The sequence below is a fragment of the Flavobacterium sp. 9 genome, assembly GCF_002754195.1.
In the GTDB taxonomy this organism is placed as follows: Bacteria; Bacteroidota; Bacteroidia; order Flavobacteriales; family Flavobacteriaceae; genus Flavobacterium.
On sequence record NZ_PEEU01000001.1, the window covers coordinates 5,223,218 to 5,240,024 of the forward strand.

The following is a 16,807-nucleotide window of genomic DNA, read 5'->3' on the forward strand; positions in this document are numbered from 1 at the left end:
TAGATTTTACCGCAAAGGCGCAAAGTTTTTTTGTTGTTGATTGTATTTATAAACGCAAAGTTCGCAAAGCTTTATAAATATAGCTTTGCGAACTTTGCGTAAAAACTTTGCGCCTTTGCGGTAAAAATTCAAAGTTGCTCTACTCGCATTTCAACTTGAAACCTGAAACAAACAAAAACTTGAAACAATTTAACGTTATAAATATTTCGAAATCTCAATTATTCCTTCTTCGATTTGTTTTTCGGTCAAAGAAGCATAACCAAGTCTGAATCCTGATATTGGTTCATCAAAACTGAATTTCTCCGGAGTCATTATCTTGATTCCTTTTAGGAGAAGTTTATCGGCAATTTCAAAAATATTGATGTCTGAATTTGGAACAATCCAAAAAGCCAAACCGCCTTCTGGTTTTATAAAAGTGGTTTTGTCTTTTAGATATTTATTGCAAATTGTTTCAAAATAATCTCGTTTGGCTTTATAAATTAGCGTCGTTCTTTTGAGATGTCTTTTAATTTCTCCTTCGTTTATGAGTTGCAAAACGGCTTCTTCCATAATATTGTCGCCTTGTACATCGATCATTTTTCTGTGTTTTCCAACTTTCAAAATAGTTTCGGAATTACTGACCAAATATCCAATTCGTAAAGCAGGCGCAACGATTTTGCTTAAAGTTCCGATATAAACTGTGTTTTTGGCATTGCTGTAACTCGAAATAGGTAAAATTGGCCGTTGTCCAAAATGAAATTCATTATCATAATCATCTTCAATAATCGTAAAACCATATTGATTTGATAATTCTATAAGCTTTAATCTTCTTTTTGAACTTAGTGTAACCGTTGTTGGAAATTGATGATGAGGCGTTACATAAATGGCTTTTATATTGTTGAATTTCTTCAGATATTCTTCAATTTCATCTATCAACAAACCATCTTTATCAACATTAATAGGAAGTAATTTAGCGCCTGAATTTTCAAAAGTTTCCCAAGCTGGTTTATATCCGGGATTTTCAATCATTACATAATCGCCTTTCGATAATAAACAACTTGCGGTCAAATACATTGCCATTTGACTTCCGCGTGTAATGCAAATTTCGTCTGGAGTAATATTCATTCCTCTTTTAAAATTCAGCATCTGAACAATAGCTTTTCTGAATTCCAAATTTCCAAATTCAGTACTATAACCCATAATTTGCCAACGGGATTTTCGATTAAAAATCTGTCTGTAAGCTCTTGCTAATTCATTCATTGGTGCGATTCGGCTGTCAGGAATTCCGTCATCAAAAACAATTAACGGTTTTGGTTCTTCCTTAATAGCATTTGTTTTTTGTTGTTGTTTTATGCTTTTTGTGGCAATTGGTAAAATGTCGGCTACAAAAGTTCCTTTTCTTTCCATTGTGATCAACCAACCTTCGGTGATGAGAACATCTAGCGCTTCAATAACTGTATTTCGATTCACTTTTAATAATTCGGCAAGTTGTCTACTTCCCGGTAAAGCATTTCCGCTGTTGAGCATTCCGGTTTTGATAGCGTCAATAATAGCATCGGCAATTTGCAGATAAATTGCTTTATCAGAATTGGTGTTTAATTGAATCTCTAATTTCCAAGGTCTTAACATCTGGACTATTTATTTATATAAAAACTGTGTTAGTTGAGTAGTCCAAAGTTAAAATAATTTTGGAGAGCAATACTGCAGAAAATTAAAATTTATAAAACTTATGGAAACTAAAAAACAATTTTCATCAAAAGACTTTCATGAAACTTTTGCCCGACCAACTTTTGTAATGCCGGAGAAACTAATTCACAAAAATGTGGAACAAGCCGGAGAACACAATCAATTTTCGACAGAGCGAAAACATCCGGTTTTCTTTGTTGATCTTCCAAGTAAAAATGTGAGTATGACTATTGGCGGTTTATTGCCGGATCAATTGACAAATAGACACCGTCATACTTATGAAACCGTTATTTATGTTATTGAAGGACATGGATATACCGAAATTGAAGATGTAAAAGTAGAGTGGAAGGCAGGAGACGCAGTTTATATTCCGAGTTGGGCTTGGCACAGACATCAGAATTTGAGCAGTTCAGAATCGGCTAAATATATCGCTTGTGAAAATGCACCTCAACTTCAAAATTTGGGCGTTGCATTGCGAGAAGAAGAAGGTAGAGATCTTTAATTTAAACTGGAAACAAAATGAAAAATAACCTATTTAAAGGCATTATTGCTTATCCTATAACGCCATTTGATAAAGACGAAAAGGTCGATATTGAATTGTATAAAACATTATTAGAAAGATTGATTGTTTCCGGTTCTCATGCTGTTGCGCCGCTTGGAAGTACAGGCGTAATGCCTTATTTAACAGACCAAGAAAAAGAAGCGATAATAATAGCAACAATCGAGCAGGTTAATGGCAGAGTCCCGGTTTTGGTTGGTGTGTCAAATTTAACGACGGAGAAAACAATTTATCATGCAAAATTTGCAGAACAAGCGGGCGCAAATGCCGTAATGATTATCCCGATGAGTTACTGGAAACTGACTGATGACGAAATTGTAGCACATTATAATGCGGTTGCCAATCAAATTTCGATTTCTATAATGGCGTATAATAATCCTGCAACCGGCGGAGTAGATATGTCACCGGCTTTATTGAAACGACTTTTGGAAATTCCGAATGTGACGATGATTAAAGAAAGTACGGGAGATGTACAAAGAATGCATTATTTAAGAAGAGAATTGGGCGATGATGTTGCATTTTATAATGGTTCAAATCCGCTGGCATTGGCTGCATTTTCTGCCGGAGCTTCGGGTTGGTGTACGGCGGCGCCAAATTTAATTCCCAAGCTGAATCTGGATTTACATCACGCAATTCAAAATAATGATCTGGATGAAGCTCAAAAGGTGTTTTATAAACAATTGAATCTTTTAAAGTTTATCGTGAATAAAGGTTTGCCAAGAGCGATTAAAGCGGGTTTGGAAATTCAGGGAATTAACGGAGGTTTTTTGCGAAGTCCGTTAAAACCACTAACAGAATCTGAAATAGTTGAATTTAAATTGATTTTGGAAGAATTGGAATAAGTTTCTTAACCGCAAAGCACGCAAAGATTTACGCAAAGTTCGCAAAGTATATAAAACATAGCTTTGCGGACTTTGCGTTTTTCAACACAATCAAAAATAAAAAACCTTTGCGCCTTTGCGGTAAAATCTCAAAGTTACTCTATTCTCATTTCAAACCTGAAACAAACAAAACCTGAAACAATCAGTATTTTGACTACTTTTGCAAAATGAATAAAAAACACCATTCCAATAACATACTTTCGAATTTAGGAATTGAGAGCCTAAACGAAATGCAAGAAGTAGCGCAGGATGCTATTTTAAACGATAACAATATTTTACTGCTTTCTCCAACAGGATCAGGAAAAACATTGGCTTTTTTACTGCCTGTTTTAGAATTATTACAACCGGAGATTCTTTCGGTTCAATGTTTAATTTTAGTGCCTTCGCGCGAATTAGGTTTGCAAATTGAGCAGGTTTGGAAAAAAATGGGAACGCAATACAAAGTAAATATTTGCTACGGAGGTCACTCAATTGATACAGAAATCAAGAATTTGAGTAATCCGCCTGCGGTTTTAATTGGAACTCCGGGAAGAATTGCAGATCATATTGACAGAGATACTTTTCGCACAGATAAAATCCAGACTTTGATTCTGGATGAATTTGATAAGTCATTGCAATTGGGTTTTCATGAGCAAATGTCTTACATCATTGGAAAATTAACGAAGCTGAACAAACGCGTTTTGGTTTCGGCGACTTCAGATATTGAGATTCCAAGATATACAAGAGTTGTTAATCCTACGGTTTTGGATTTTATTCCTGAGGAAGAAGAAAAAGCAAATCTTTCGATGAAAATGGTTGTTTCGCCAGCTAAAGATAAATTGGAAAGTTTATTCAATTTGATTTGTTCGTTGAAATCACAATCGGCTATTATTTTTTGTAATCATCGTGATGCTGCAGAAAGAATTAGTGATACATTAAACGAAAAAGGAATTTACGCAACCTATTATCATGGCGGAATGGATCAGGATGAACGTGAGCGTGCTTTGATTCAGTTTAGAAACGGAAGTATGAGTTACTTAATCACAACTGATTTGGCGGCTCGTGGCTTGGATATTCCGGAAATGAAACACGTTATTCATTATCATTTGCCTTTAAAAGAAGACGAATTTACACATCGTAATGGTCGTACAGCTCGTATGCAAGCTTCTGGAACTGCTTATATTATTATCCACGAAAGTGAAAAAAAACTGGATTATATTGACTACGGAATGGAAGTTCTAAAAGTTGATAATGCTACAACTTTACCCAAGCCACCAGAATATCAAACCATTTATATTAGTGGCGGAAAGAAAACAAAACTGAACAAAATTGATATTGTTGGTTTCTTTTCTCAAAAAGGAAAACTGGAGAAAGGTGATTTAGGTTTAATCGAAGTAAAAGATTTTATTTCGTTTGCCGCTGTAAGATTCAATAAAGTAAAAGACTTGCTTAAAAATATCAAAGACGAAAAAATGAAAGGCAAGAAATTCAAAATCGAAGTTGCCAGAAAAGTGGTGAAGAAAGAGGAGGAAAGATAGTTTTTTGTTTCAGGTTCTCTCTGGTTTGTCGTTTTTGTACGGACTTTTTTGTCAAAATTGTAAACTTTGATAGAATTTAGAAGGGAGATTTGTAGTAAAATTTCTTTAATTTCGATACGTTTTCACGTTTTTTCAGTGCTAAATTTAAGTCTTTATCTTATTCATTTTGATGAGTTAAGTTATGTTTAATTTATTGAATTTCAGTATTTTGATTGCTTGTTGTGTTGTGCTTAGCCTAATTTTGAACAACAATCTTAATTGAATGTTGATAAATTAATGATTAAGGTTTTAATTTATCATAAATTCTACGTTTCTTGTGGTGGTAAATAATAAACCCCAAATTAATTATGAAAAGAATTATTACGATTGCTATTTTGTTGTTTAGTGTTGTGTCTTTTGCACAAATTAAAGTTATTGAAACTGTACCAGTTGAAAAATTAGGAAAAGTAAATAACAACTATATTCAGAAAATTGGAGATGAGTATACTGTATACTACACAAGTATTCAAAATGATGATGAATCTTCTTCTTTGAGAAAATTTACATTTAAAAATGTTAATAATGATTATTCTAATCTTTATAACATTATTGTAAATGGTTTTACTGCAAATCCATTATACGATATCAAATTAGAATTACCTAATAATTATATCTGGTTACACTACACAGGAAGTGTTATTCCTGAGAAAGCTACAGTTCAGTTTATGGTTGGATCTAAAGACGCTTCTTCTGCAACAAGCAGTGTTTCTGAGCCATTTGTAAAAGATCAGATTAATAAATTATTCCAAAAATAAATTTTAGTTTCAGGTTTCAGGTTTTATTTGTTTCAAGTTTAAAACCTTATTTAAGAAACTTAAGATATAAAAAAGGCTATTCAGATTTGAATAGCCTTTTTTGTTTTGTTTCAAGTTTGAAAAATTTTGTTTCAAGTTTCAGGTTTTCTTTGTTTCAAGTTTTGACCTTTGACAAAGATTAGAAAAACTAAGTAGCTTAGAATCTTAGCAACTTAGAACCTAAAAAAAGATTAAATCTTTTTGACATATTGAGTGATAATCACAATTTGCTGACCGTCTACTTTTCCTTCGATATATTCAGCGTTTTCGTGGTCTAAACGAATGTTACGCACAGCAGTTCCTTGTTTTGCGACCATACTGGAACCTTTTACTTTTAAATCTTTAATTAAAACTACAGAATCTCCGTGTTCTAAAATTACTCCGTTACTGTCACGGTGAATGATTTTGTTTTCGTCTTCTTCGCCTTCGCCAGTTGCTTGTGCCCATGCCAGAGTATCTTCGTCTAAATACATCATGTCAAGTAATTCCTGAGGCCATCCTGCAGCACGCATACGGCTCAACATTCTCCATGCTACAACTTGTACAGCTACATTCTCATTCCACATACTGTCATTAAGACATCTCCAGTGATTTAAATCGACATTGTCTGGGTTTTCGATTTGGTCAATACAAGTACTGCACGCCATTATACTTTCGTCAAGTCCGCCTTTTTGAGTTGGTAATACTTGATATACTTTTAGGTTTTCCTCAGCTCCACAAAGTTCGCATTTAGATCCGCTACGTTTGTTTAATTCTCTTTCGATGCTCATTATGATTGTTTATTTAAAAATGCGAAATTACTTATAATTTACTTCGCTTGCAAGTTTATGTTTTATCTGGTTTTGAGCCATGGATTTTACGGGTTGAAATAGATTGACACGGATTTTCGTCTTTGCGAGGAACGAAGCAATCTCAGTGCTATATTTTTTATTAAGATTCCTCTTTTAGTGTGTTTGCTTCGTTCCTCGCAATGACTTTGTGTATGTTATTTACTTCTTCACCCTAACCGCATCAGGAACCAACATTTCATATTCTCCGCCATTTCGTAATACATCACGAACGATGCTCGAACTTATAAAAGATGTTTTTGCAGCGGTTAATAAAAATACAGTTTCAATTTTCGAAAGTTTTCTGTTAGTATGGGCAATTGCTTTTTCGAATTCGAAATCGGCAGGATTGCGTAAACCTCTTAAAATGAAGTTGGCTTTTTGTTTTTTTGCTAAATCTATTGTTAGACCTTCGTAAGTGATAACCGAAATTTTTGGTTCGTCTTTGAAGGTTTCTTCAATAAAGCGTTTTCTTTCTTCGAGTGAAAACATGTATTTTTTTTCGGCATTGACACCAATTGCAATTACGATTTCATCAAAAAGTGAGATTCCTCTTTTGATAATATCTTCGTGACCTAAAGTAATTGGGTCAAATGATCCGGGAAATATGGCTTTTCGCATCTTTTTTTTATTGAGGTTCAAAGGTTCAGAGTGGCAAAGGAACAAAGGTTTTTTAGACTTCGTCTTCGCTCAGTCTGACAAATATTATGTTGTATTTATATAGTAAAAAAATAAGGTTCTAAAATCTTAGTGCCTTAGCAACTTAGTATCTTAGAACCTTTTTTAGTTAAGCTAAAGCTAACTCAATCGCGTTGGTGAATAAATCTTCGAGAGATATTCCGGCTGCGTGCGCTTGTTGCGGAATCAAACTTTCGGTTGTTAATCCCGGAATTGTATTCATTTCAAGCATGTGCGGTTCGTTGTTCACGATAATGAATTCGCTTCTTGAGAAACCTTTCATTTTTAAAACTTCGTAAGCTCTTTTTGCAGTTTCACTCACTTTTTGAGTCAATTCGTCTGAAATTCTTGCTGGTGTAATTTCTTGTGATTTTCCTTCGTATTTGGCTTCATAGTCAAAGAAATCATTGTCCGAAACAATTTCGGTGATTGGTAAAACTTTGATTTCGCCTTTGTAATTGATTACTCCAACAGAAACTTCGGTTCCGTCAAGGAAACTTTCGATGATGATTTCGTTATCTTCTTTATATGCAACTTCAATTGCGATTGGCAATTCTGCTTCTGTTTTTACTTTTGAGATTCCAAAGCTTGATCCTGCTTTGTTTGGTTTTACGAAACATGGCAAACCTACTTTTTTAACGATTTCGGCAGTATTGATAACGTCACCTTTATTTAAGTAATAAGAGATTGCCGTTTTGATTCCGTATGGTTTTAAAACCGATAATAAATCACGTTTGTTGAATGTCAATGCTGCTTGATAATAATCGCAAGATGATTGCGGAATTCCTAATAATTCGAAATAAGCCTGCATTAAACCATCTTCTCCAGGAGTTCCGTGAATGGCATTGAAAACACAATCGAAAGTGATTTTTTCTCCGTTTACCGTCACAGAAAAATCATTTTTATCAATTGGAAATTCTGCATCATTTTGATCTACATAAACCCATTTTTCTTTAAAGATATGAATGCGGAATCCGTTGTATTTTGTTTTGTCAAGATATTGGTGAACGACGTTTCCTGAGATAAGAGAAATTTTATATTCACTTGAATATCCGCCCATGATGATGGCTATGTTTTTCATTGATTTGATGTTTAATCGTTTATTTGTGTATTTGTTTAAATCGTTTATTTGTTTCAGGTTTCAGGTTTCATGTTTTCTTTGTCATCTTGTTCTCTTTTTTGTCAGACTGAGCGGAGTGGAAGTCACGTTTGCTGAATCACTTTGCGGGACTTCGACTTCGCTCAGTCTGACAAAACGATGTTTTATAAAAAAGAAAAATGTTCTTATGAAACCTAAAGCCTTAGCCCTGATGGAAGCGGCATCCTTTTTATTTTTTCTTTAAAAATAAAAAGATACAGCGGACAGCAGGAAACAGCTCCTGAAAATTATCCTTAGACTTCGATCAGGATTGCAATTGCAATACTTTCTTGTTTAAAACAAAATTATCATTTTTTTTGAAACGAAATAGCTTTATCTTTGCCTCTAATAAAAATAAATTTATGAGTTTACGTAAGTATTTAACTAGCCGAGTATTTTTTGTGCAAGTATTAAGTGCGGCTGCTATAATTGCCGTTTTAGGTTATTTGTTTATGCATTGGTTGACTTTTACAACTGATCATGGTCATGAAATTGCCGTTCCGAATTTAACTAAATTGACTGAGGAACAAGTTGAGGCAAAATTAGACGATTTGGACCTTGATTATGTGCTTTTGGATAGTGTTGATTACCGAAGTGAATTTCCTAAATACAGTGTTGTTGAGCAAGATCCGTTGCCGGGAACAATGGTAAAAGTAGGAAGAAAAATATATATTAAAATTAATGCATCAGGATTTTCATCTGTTAAAATTCCTGATTTAATCGAAAAAACATACCGTGAAGCGGTTCCAACTTTGAAAGCTTTAGGGCTTGAGGAAGGAACAATCACTTATATTCCGAATCTTGGAAAAGATATGGTTTTGGAGATGCGTTATAAAGGTAGAAACTTAAAAGTAGGAGATCGCGTGCTGAAGGCTTCTAAAATCGACTTGGTTTTAGGAGACGGAAAAGCATCTTATGTAGATGAAAGTCAGGCCACAGATAGTTTAGCTGCGCCAACTACGGAAACCCCAAAAGATGAACAATAATATTGAAAATTTAGATCTGGAAGACGAATTATTCGAACATTTTAGATTTGAAGTCCCTAAAGGTCAAGCGCTTTTGCGTATTGACAAATATTTAATGAATTTGATTCAGAATGCGACGCGTAACAAAATCCAGAACGCTGCAACTGAAGGGAATATTTTTGTAAATGATATTCCTGTAAAATCAAATTATAAGGTTAAACCATTTGATGTGGTGACAGTTATGTTGTCGCATCCTCCGTTTGAAAATCATATTCTTCCAGAAGATATTCCGTTGAATATTGTATATGAAGATGATGCTTTGTTGTTGATTAATAAGGAACCGGGAATGGTTGTACATCCTGGTCACGGAAATTATAAGGGAACTTTGGTAAATGCATTGGCGCATCATTTTGATAATTTGCCAATGAATAGCAGCGAACGCCCAGGTTTGGTTCACCGAATTGATAAGGATACGTCCGGACTTTTGGTGGTTGCCAAAACGGAAGCTGCAATGACACATTTGGCAAAACAATTTGAAGCTAAAACTTCTGAACGTGAGTATATTGCTCTTGTTTGGGGAAATGTTGCTGAAGAAGAAGGAACAATTGAAGGAAATCTTGCAAGACACTTAAAAGATCGCATGCAAATGGCGGTTTTTGCTGATCCTGAAATTGGGAAACCTGCAATTACGCATTATAAAGTTTTGGAACGTTTTGGTTACGTGACTTTGATTTCTTGTAAACTTGAAACGGGAAGAACGCACCAGATTCGTGCGCACATGAAGCATATTGGTCATCCATTGTTTAATGACGAACGTTACGGTGGACATTTAATTTTGAAAGGAACGACGTTTACAAAATACAAACAATTTATAGACAATTGTTTCAAAGCTTTACCACGTCAGGCTTTGCATGCTAAAACACTTGGTTTTGTGCATCCTGTAACAGGCGAAATGATGCGTTTTGATACAGAATTACCTCAGGATTTTCAGGATTGTATCGAGAAATGGCGCAATTATGGGAAATCTCATAATATGGAAGATGATGAGAACTAATTTTAGAAATTAGATTTTAGATTATAGAATAAAGAAAATAGAGAAAAGATTTTCTTGTATAAACAAAAAAGCTCCTAAAAGGAGCTTTTTTGTTATATCATATTTCAAATATAGCCCAAGGTTTCAACCTTGGGAGACGTAGCCAATGTCATTAAGTTAAGCTTTTAGAAAATAAAATCCGTTTTTATCTGCGTTTTTACGAAGTAAATCTGTTTTATCCGCGTCAAAATTATACCCTGATTTTGCTGATTCGCTAAAGCGAAAACGCTGACAAAAACGGATTTTTCTAATTACTGTCTTGATTAAACTGTCAAGTAATTTTGTAGATTTTTTTTCTAATTGGGATGTATATTTTATTGAAGAGTTTTAATAGTTAAATCAATAACTTTTGCTTCTCCATTAGTTAAGAAACCTAGTTTTCCTTGTTGGCTTAGATTGCTTTTTTCAAGGGAACATTCTAAGAACGTTTCGTTATCGACTGAAAAGTATAATTGATTGTTTGTAACTCTGATTTTGACCGAATACCATTTGTTGTTTTCTAATTTCATTGTCTTTTTAAACAAAGTTGGCCCGCCACGTTTGCCGTATTCGTCACTGTTTTTATTGTAAGTTCCGTCTCCAATTACAATGTTTTGGTCGATTTGATACAAATAAGTTCTTATGTATTTGTTCTTGTTAATATTGAGCATAACCTCAAATAGAGATTCTTTGGTCATGTTTACTTTAAAGTCAATTTCATAGTTTTTAGGAAGCTTTCTTTTAGATTCTATAACACCCCAATGCATCGGACCTCCGTTTCCTGTTAAGGTATCTTTTTGAAGAAACCATTCTTTTGATTCGAAATTCCAATCTCTTTTTAATGGATTAGTTTCTGTTATTTTGTATTCTTTTTTTGTCGTTGAAATTGTGCCGGAACACGAAGTGATTATTAGCGATAATGCTAATAATGCGATATATTTAATTTTCATTTTTGTGTTTTAATTTAACTCAGAGTGGTATTTTATTTTACCGATTGATCCTGTTGGGTTTGGTAAAAGTTCAAAAACCGAAGTAGGAGCAAGGCCAGATTCTATACGATGTGAAACGTACAAAATACTCACGTTAGTTTCTTGTTTAATGGTGTTGATAAGCTGAATTACCAAATCTACATTTTCGTCGTCCAGACCTTCTACAGGTTCGTCGAGAATTAATAATGGCGGATGTTTTAAAACGGCACGAACAATCAGCGCAACTCTTTGCTGACCAATTGAGAGATCTATAAAACGTTTTTTTCTTAAACTTGTCATTTCAACAACTTCAAGCCATTGCGCTACATTTTGCTTTTGTAAAGTGGTTGGTTCGTTATATAATCCAATGGAATCAAAGAATCCGGACAGAATCATTTGCTCTAAAGTGTGACCTTTTTGAAACAAATCTGTCATAGAAGTGGCGAAGATTCCGATTTGCTTTTTGATATCCCAAACGCTTTCTCCAGTTCCTTTTTTTCTTCCGAATAAATATAAGTCCTGACCAAATCCTTTTGGATTATCTCCTGTAATTAAAGATAGAATTGTGCTTTTTCCTGAACCATTTGGACCAATTAATTGCCAGAATTCGCCTTGTTTTATCGTCCACGAAATTTGATCTAAAATTTTACGATCGTCATAACTTACCGAAACATTATTCATTTTGATTAGTACACTTTCGTGAAAGGAATGCGGTTCAATCGCCTTTGGAATTGCGGCTGTATTTAAAGTTTTAAAGTGATTTTCGGTTTTTAAAAGAGGATGTAATTCGAAAGAATTGTCTTTGATTTGTGCTTTATTCGGAACAAATTCTAAAACATCAACGGTACGATTAAGCAATTGAATAATCGCAATATTATCAGTTAGTTTCTCCAGTGATTGAGCTAGAACAACTCTTGAAGCCTGATCTAAATGATCAAATGGATTATCGAAAATTATAAAATCAGGGTTTTGATTGATGCAGTATTTCAGAAACTCTTTTTTGCGTTCGCCAGACGAGAAAGTTCTCAATTGTCTGTGTGATTCCGGAGAAGCTTCGACAGTGTCATATTGATATTCTTTTTCGATGAATTTTTCAATAGCAATATCTGAAAACAGAATTCCTTTTTGGTTGTTAAAAACCGCTAATTCTCCTTTGGCTTCACCGGAAAGTAAAGTGTCAATAAAGGCTTTTTTATTTACCTGATTCGATAAAAGTATGTCCCAATGCTGCATTTTAAAATGTATTTAGTTGTGTTTTTTTTGCCACGGATTTCACAGATTAGAATGATTAATCTTTTTAAATCTTTTAATCTGTGGCTAAAAAAAAATATGAAAAACAGACTTTAAAGTATGTTTTTGCTAAAGTTATTTAGTTTCTTTTGTTGCCAATTCGCGATCGTTTCGTGACCATTCGCTCCAGGAACCTACATAAAGTTTTGGAATCGAAATTCCGGCATAATCCATTGCTAATAAATTATGGCAAGCTGTAACTCCGGAACCACAATGAACAATTATATTTTCAGAATTCTTGTCTTTTATAATTGCGGAATATTTCTCTGCTAAAACTTCAGCGGATTTGTAAAATCCATCTTCATTTAAATTTTCGCTAAACGGAACATTTATCGCACCGGGAATATGTCCGGCAATTAAATCCAGCGGTTCTGTTAAACCATCAAAACGATTTTTATCTCTAACATCAATTACAATATTTTGATCGTTATTTCGGGCTTTTTCGACTTCGTCGATATCGGCCAAAAGTAATTTCCATTCTGATATTGGGTAATTTTCATTTGCATCAAAAATCTCAGTTTCTGAACTTGTTGGATAACCTGCTTTTATTGTCCCCTGTAAACCTCCATTTAAAACTTGAACTTTTTCGTGACCAATTGCTTTCAACATCCACCAAAATCTTGCTGCGGCATTTGATCCGTTTTTGTCGTCATAAATAATGACAAAACTAGAAGGCGAAATTCCAAGTTTAGAAAGCACTTGAGAAAATTTTTCGAAAGAAGGCAAAGGATGTCTTCCTCCGTTTGCTGGATCAGTTTCTACTGTCGCTAAATCTTTGTTCAAATCGATATATCTAGCGCCTTTTAAATGTTCGTTTTTGTAGTTTTCTTCGGCATTGATTCCGGCTCTGGCATCAATTAGAACAAACTCAGAAGTATTACTTATTTGTAACAATTCTTCAGGATTTATAAGTGGAGAAAGTTTAGCTGACATTTTATTTATCTTTTTTACTTATTATGAACTATTTTAAACTTTACTAATCGGCGAAAGCCTGACCGTAAAAAACTAAAAATGTATTGTTTGTTTTGTCGTATCGCAAACAATCCCAACTGTTGTAAACAGCGCTTGTAGCAATACAAAGTGTATTGTCCAAATTTGTTTTTGATACCTTTTTTGCAAAGCAACCGCTTTTTAATATAAAGTTTTCGTCTTTTGAGATATCGGTAATTTTAACGGGCGTGTATTCTAAATACGATTCGGTACTTTTTGCAAGAGATTCTTCATTGCTGAATAAAAATTCATTTGCAAATCGATAATCTAATGTCCCAAAAGAATAGAAATTGCAATTTGCATTTTTTAAGCCGTTTATAACTTTTATATCTTTATATAATTCAGCGTATGTATTGGTTGTTCCGTTATAAAGCAAAATCGAAATTTTCACATTCTTTTTGTCATACACTATAAAAACAAAGTCGTTGCTGTTTTCCTGAAATAAACTTCCTTTTGCTGTATAAAGCAATTCGTAATCCGGCTTTGTTTTGAAAAAAGATTGTTGTTCTTCGTTTATGTTTTGAATTAGTTTATTATGAATTTCTAAGAAGATGTTTTTTTCTGAAAGACGTTTTAAACTTTCTTTTTCTTTGCTTATTCGTTCAGCATCTTCAGGATTATCATAAGATGAAATTTGATATTGAATTGAATCAACAGTTTCAGTTTTTATGCTGCTGTCTTTTGTAATTTCTTTTTTAGTGTTACTTGCGTGATTTATTTTATTCTCCTCTTGTTTTGAGTTACAGGAAATTTGTAATAGTGTAAAAATAACTAGGACAATTTTATTTCTCATTGAATTATATTTTCTCGGCATTAATTTTAAAAGTTCTTTAGGATTTATAATTTAGAAAAGTTTGATATTTAAATGATTTTATTTTTTAGAATTTCCTAGCCAAAGCAAAGCATTCAAAATTAATTGGCTTTCTACTTTGTTTTCAAATGTATATGAGAGTGTTTTATTCGTTCCGTGTTCATAATCAATATCATTATGCCCCATATTTACATAAAGCATTTTGTAGTTTTTATTGGTCCAAACGACAGGATAGTAACCGCTATGCCAGATTTCATGCGCTTTTGGTCCGGTTCCAAGTGGGAAACTGCTTTCGTCGATTGCCAAAAGAATTTTTATATCCGGATTTTTGGTAAGATCGTTATTCCATCGATACCATTCGTTTGGCGCTGATGAAAATGTTTTAGGAATATTTTTAGTAACAGGATGCTGATTTTCTACTCGCAAAACCGCCGATGTAGGTCGCCAGGTATTGCTTCCGTATTCGCCGGAACCTAAGAAAGTATTGTGATACCAATTCCAGTTTTGAAGATAATCAGAATCGTTTAAGGCAAAAGCCGAAAAATGAAAACCTATAAAACCGCCGCCATTTTCCATGTATTTCTGAAATGCTTCTCGCTGATTTGGTGTTTCAGGTCTTGTATCCAGAAATAAAACAACTTGGTATTTTGCGAGGAATTTAGCGTTTAGATTGTCCCAATTGTTGGTAGAATCATATTCAAAATGATTTTCTTCGGCAATTTTAGGAAACCATTTATTCGCTTCATGAACAAAACTTATATGTGCCTGATCATTTTTTGCGGTATAAAAAGCAATTACTTTAAATTTTGATTTGCTTTTTTTCCGTTGAGAATATCCTGTAAAACAACTTAAAAAAAGTATTATCAAGAGACTCTTTACAACAAGAATAGAAGTTTTTTGATTAAAAATTGACATTGAATGTGGTTTGGTTGGTTAGTTAATTTTTTGATTAATCAGGAATTTTTTCGATCAAAATTTCATTTCCGGATTTGTCATAATACGTACATGTCATTTCGATAATATCAACTCTCCATTTTGCAATACCACATTGAGCAGCATGATTACAGAAAGTCAGATAATCCGTTTGTCCGCTTTGGTGCATTACCAAAAATTCAATAAAACGTTCTTTATTGGGAAGAGCAGCAACCTCAATTTCCGGATATCTTTCCTCTGCTGAAACGGTATAATTATTTACGCCATAATATTCGACATTACCATTATTTACAAATGTGTCGTAACCTTTAACGCCCAAAATGATTAGGTCTTGTATATAATTTGGGAAATCTGCACCGCTTTGTACTTTCGAATGCGCTTCTTTGATTTGTTCTAGTGTAAACATATATTTTAGTTTTAGATTATTGATTTTAAAAGTGTTACTGCGAATTCACGAATTTCAATTCTAAATTGTTTAAATATAATTTGTGAATTGCTCCGCCAGTTCGCTGTCGCTAGGGTCGTGGCGGAAAACCTTATTGTTTATTTCAAAAATACAATTAATGGTTTTATAAATTGATCGAAAGATTCAATATGTGGCAAATGTCCGGTATTTGGAACTTCGACTAATTTTGAATTCGGAATCGCTTTTTGTGTCTTTTTGCCTAGTTCTAAATAGTTTCCCATTGTTTTTCGAACTTCTTCAGAAACCAATGGTTTTCCTAAAGCTGTTTTATCTCTTGTTCCGATGATTAAAAGTGTTGGACTTTTTATGTTTTTAAATTCATATAAAACCGGTTGTGTAAAAATCATATCATACAAAAGTGCCGAGTTCCAGGCAACGCGATCATAATCCGGAGCAGTGGTCCATCCAGCGCCAAGTTCAGCCCATTTTTGGAAATCAGCATTCCATTTTCCATCATAATAATTGGTCATTTGATAGGTTTTTATGTTCTGATAGTTTTGTTTTAATTCAGATTCATACCACCAATCAACAGGTTTGTAAGGAACAACGAGTTTCCAGTCTTCAAGACCAATTGGATTTTCAAGAACTAATTTTTCGGTAGTTTCCGGATACATTAGGGCAAATCTGGTTGCTAACATTCCGCCCATTGAATGACCGAGAATGGTTGTTTTTTCGATTCCTAAATGATCTAATAATTTTTTGGTATTTTCTGCGAGTTGCTGAAATGTGTATTGAAAATTATCCGGTTTTGACGATTTTCCAAATCCTATCTGATCCGGAACTATAACTCGAAATCCTTCGGCGCTTAATGCTTTTATAGTAGTTTCCCAATAAGCTCCGTTGAAATTTTTGCCGTGAAGTAAAACGATGTTTTTGTTGTTGTAATTCTGCGGAATAATATCCATATAAGCCATTTTTAGATATTGGCGCTGATTGCTCAATTCTATGAACTTTACAGGAAATGGATATTCATAATTACTCAGATTAATATCTAATGATTTGATTTTTACTTCTTGCGAAAAACAGAAAACAGGAAATAATAGGACTATTAACTTTATAATTTTCATTTTCGGACAGATTTTGAATTTACAGGATTATAAAATTACCGTTAAGCATCTTTAAATGCAAAAAATAGAGTCTTAAAGTTATCAGAAAATCTGAAAAGAAGAGATTTTAAAACTGTTTGCTATTATTTATTGTTGAATTTTTGGCGG

Annotated in this window: 17 protein-coding genes; 6 read left to right on the plus strand and 11 right to left on the minus strand. The window is 33.6% G+C overall.

From position 1 onward, the window contains the following. Positions 1-195 precede the first annotated feature (195 nt). Positions 196-1,608: a PLP-dependent aminotransferase family protein gene (locus CLU81_RS21810; RefSeq protein ID WP_099711740.1), complete on the minus strand. Its 1,413-nt coding sequence runs from the start codon at positions 1,606-1,608 to the stop codon at positions 196-198. Between the two features lie 100 nt (positions 1,609-1,708). On the opposite strand from CLU81_RS21810, the gene CLU81_RS21815 reads away from it, so the two are divergent. The 4 genes from CLU81_RS21815 to CLU81_RS21830 all read left to right on the plus strand — a co-directional run bounded on the left by CLU81_RS21815 (position 1,709) and on the right by CLU81_RS21830 (position 5,416). Continuing rightward, positions 1,709-2,167, plus strand: a complete 459-nt coding sequence (locus CLU81_RS21815; protein WP_099711741.1) for a cupin domain-containing protein — start codon at positions 1,709-1,711, stop codon at positions 2,165-2,167. Between the two features lie 17 nt (positions 2,168-2,184). Then, complete coding sequence (locus tag CLU81_RS21820) at positions 2,185-3,066, plus strand: dihydrodipicolinate synthase family protein (RefSeq protein WP_099711742.1); 882 nt, start codon at positions 2,185-2,187, stop codon at positions 3,064-3,066. Between the two features lie 206 nt (positions 3,067-3,272). Further along, complete coding sequence (locus CLU81_RS21825) at positions 3,273-4,622, plus strand: DEAD/DEAH box helicase (protein WP_099711743.1); 1,350 nt, start codon at positions 3,273-3,275, stop codon at positions 4,620-4,622. Positions 4,623-4,969: 347 nt separating this feature from the next. Continuing rightward, complete coding sequence (locus CLU81_RS21830) at positions 4,970-5,416, plus strand: hypothetical protein (RefSeq protein WP_099711744.1); 447 nt, start codon at positions 4,970-4,972, stop codon at positions 5,414-5,416. Positions 5,417-5,646: 230 nt separating this feature from the next. Here the strand turns inward: CLU81_RS21830 and CLU81_RS21835 are convergent, their stop codons facing one another. The 3 genes from CLU81_RS21835 to CLU81_RS21845 form a co-directional block, all read right to left on the minus strand. Beyond that, complete coding sequence (locus CLU81_RS21835; protein WP_099711745.1) at positions 5,647-6,225, minus strand: alkylphosphonate utilization protein; 579 nt, start codon at positions 6,223-6,225, stop codon at positions 5,647-5,649. Positions 6,226-6,444: 219 nt separating this feature from the next. Further along, positions 6,445-6,903: a pantetheine-phosphate adenylyltransferase gene (gene coaD, locus CLU81_RS21840; RefSeq protein ID WP_099711746.1), complete on the minus strand. Its 459-nt coding sequence runs from the start codon at positions 6,901-6,903 to the stop codon at positions 6,445-6,447. A 166-nt stretch (positions 6,904-7,069) separates the two neighbouring features. After that, the gene (locus CLU81_RS21845; RefSeq protein ID WP_099711747.1) at positions 7,070-8,041 is read right to left on the minus strand and encodes a D-alanine--D-alanine ligase; all 972 of its coding nucleotides are present in this window, start codon (positions 8,039-8,041) and stop codon (positions 7,070-7,072) included. 419 nt (positions 8,042-8,460) lie between these two features. Between CLU81_RS21845 and CLU81_RS21855 the strand changes: the two genes are divergently transcribed. Together CLU81_RS21855 and CLU81_RS21860 are read left to right on the plus strand one after the other, a co-directional pair. Next, positions 8,461-9,084 carry a PASTA domain-containing protein gene (locus CLU81_RS21855; RefSeq protein ID WP_099711749.1) on the plus strand — a complete coding sequence of 208 codons (624 nt, stop codon included), beginning with the start codon at positions 8,461-8,463 and terminating at the stop codon, positions 9,082-9,084. Next, complete coding sequence (locus CLU81_RS21860) at positions 9,074-10,117, plus strand: RluA family pseudouridine synthase (protein WP_099711750.1); 1,044 nt, start codon at positions 9,074-9,076, stop codon at positions 10,115-10,117. Before CLU81_RS21855 ends, CLU81_RS21860 begins: the two co-directional genes overlap by 11 nt. A gap of 353 nt (positions 10,118-10,470) precedes the next feature. On the opposite strand, the gene CLU81_RS21865 is transcribed toward CLU81_RS21860, so the two are convergent. The 7 genes from CLU81_RS21865 to CLU81_RS21895 all read right to left on the minus strand — a co-directional run bounded on the left by CLU81_RS21865 (position 10,471) and on the right by CLU81_RS21895 (position 16,660). Further along, positions 10,471-11,085, minus strand: coding sequence for a hypothetical protein (locus CLU81_RS21865; protein ID WP_099711751.1), 615 nt, complete (start codon positions 11,083-11,085; stop codon positions 10,471-10,473). A gap of 9 nt (positions 11,086-11,094) precedes the next feature. Further along, positions 11,095-12,336, minus strand: coding sequence for an ATP-binding cassette domain-containing protein (locus CLU81_RS21870; RefSeq protein ID WP_099711752.1), 1,242 nt, complete (start codon positions 12,334-12,336; stop codon positions 11,095-11,097). A 132-nt stretch (positions 12,337-12,468) separates the two neighbouring features. Next, positions 12,469-13,326 (minus strand): sulfurtransferase, encoded by an 858-nt coding sequence (locus CLU81_RS21875; protein ID WP_099711753.1) that lies wholly within the window; start codon positions 13,324-13,326, stop codon positions 12,469-12,471. 43 nt (positions 13,327-13,369) lie between these two features. Then, entirely contained in the window at positions 13,370-14,176 is an 807-nt protein-coding gene (locus CLU81_RS21880) for a hypothetical protein (protein ID WP_144444540.1), read from the minus strand. A gap of 78 nt (positions 14,177-14,254) precedes the next feature. Then, the gene (locus CLU81_RS21885; protein WP_099711755.1) at positions 14,255-15,109 is read right to left on the minus strand and encodes a ThuA domain-containing protein; all 855 of its coding nucleotides are present in this window, start codon (positions 15,107-15,109) and stop codon (positions 14,255-14,257) included. 34 nt (positions 15,110-15,143) lie between these two features. Continuing rightward, the gene (locus tag CLU81_RS21890) at positions 15,144-15,533 is read right to left on the minus strand and encodes a DUF1398 domain-containing protein (RefSeq protein ID WP_099711756.1); all 390 of its coding nucleotides are present in this window, start codon (positions 15,531-15,533) and stop codon (positions 15,144-15,146) included. Between the two features lie 137 nt (positions 15,534-15,670). After that, positions 15,671-16,660: an alpha/beta fold hydrolase gene (locus CLU81_RS21895; protein WP_099711757.1), complete on the minus strand. Its 990-nt coding sequence runs from the start codon at positions 16,658-16,660 to the stop codon at positions 15,671-15,673. Positions 16,661-16,807: the final 147 nt, after the last annotated feature.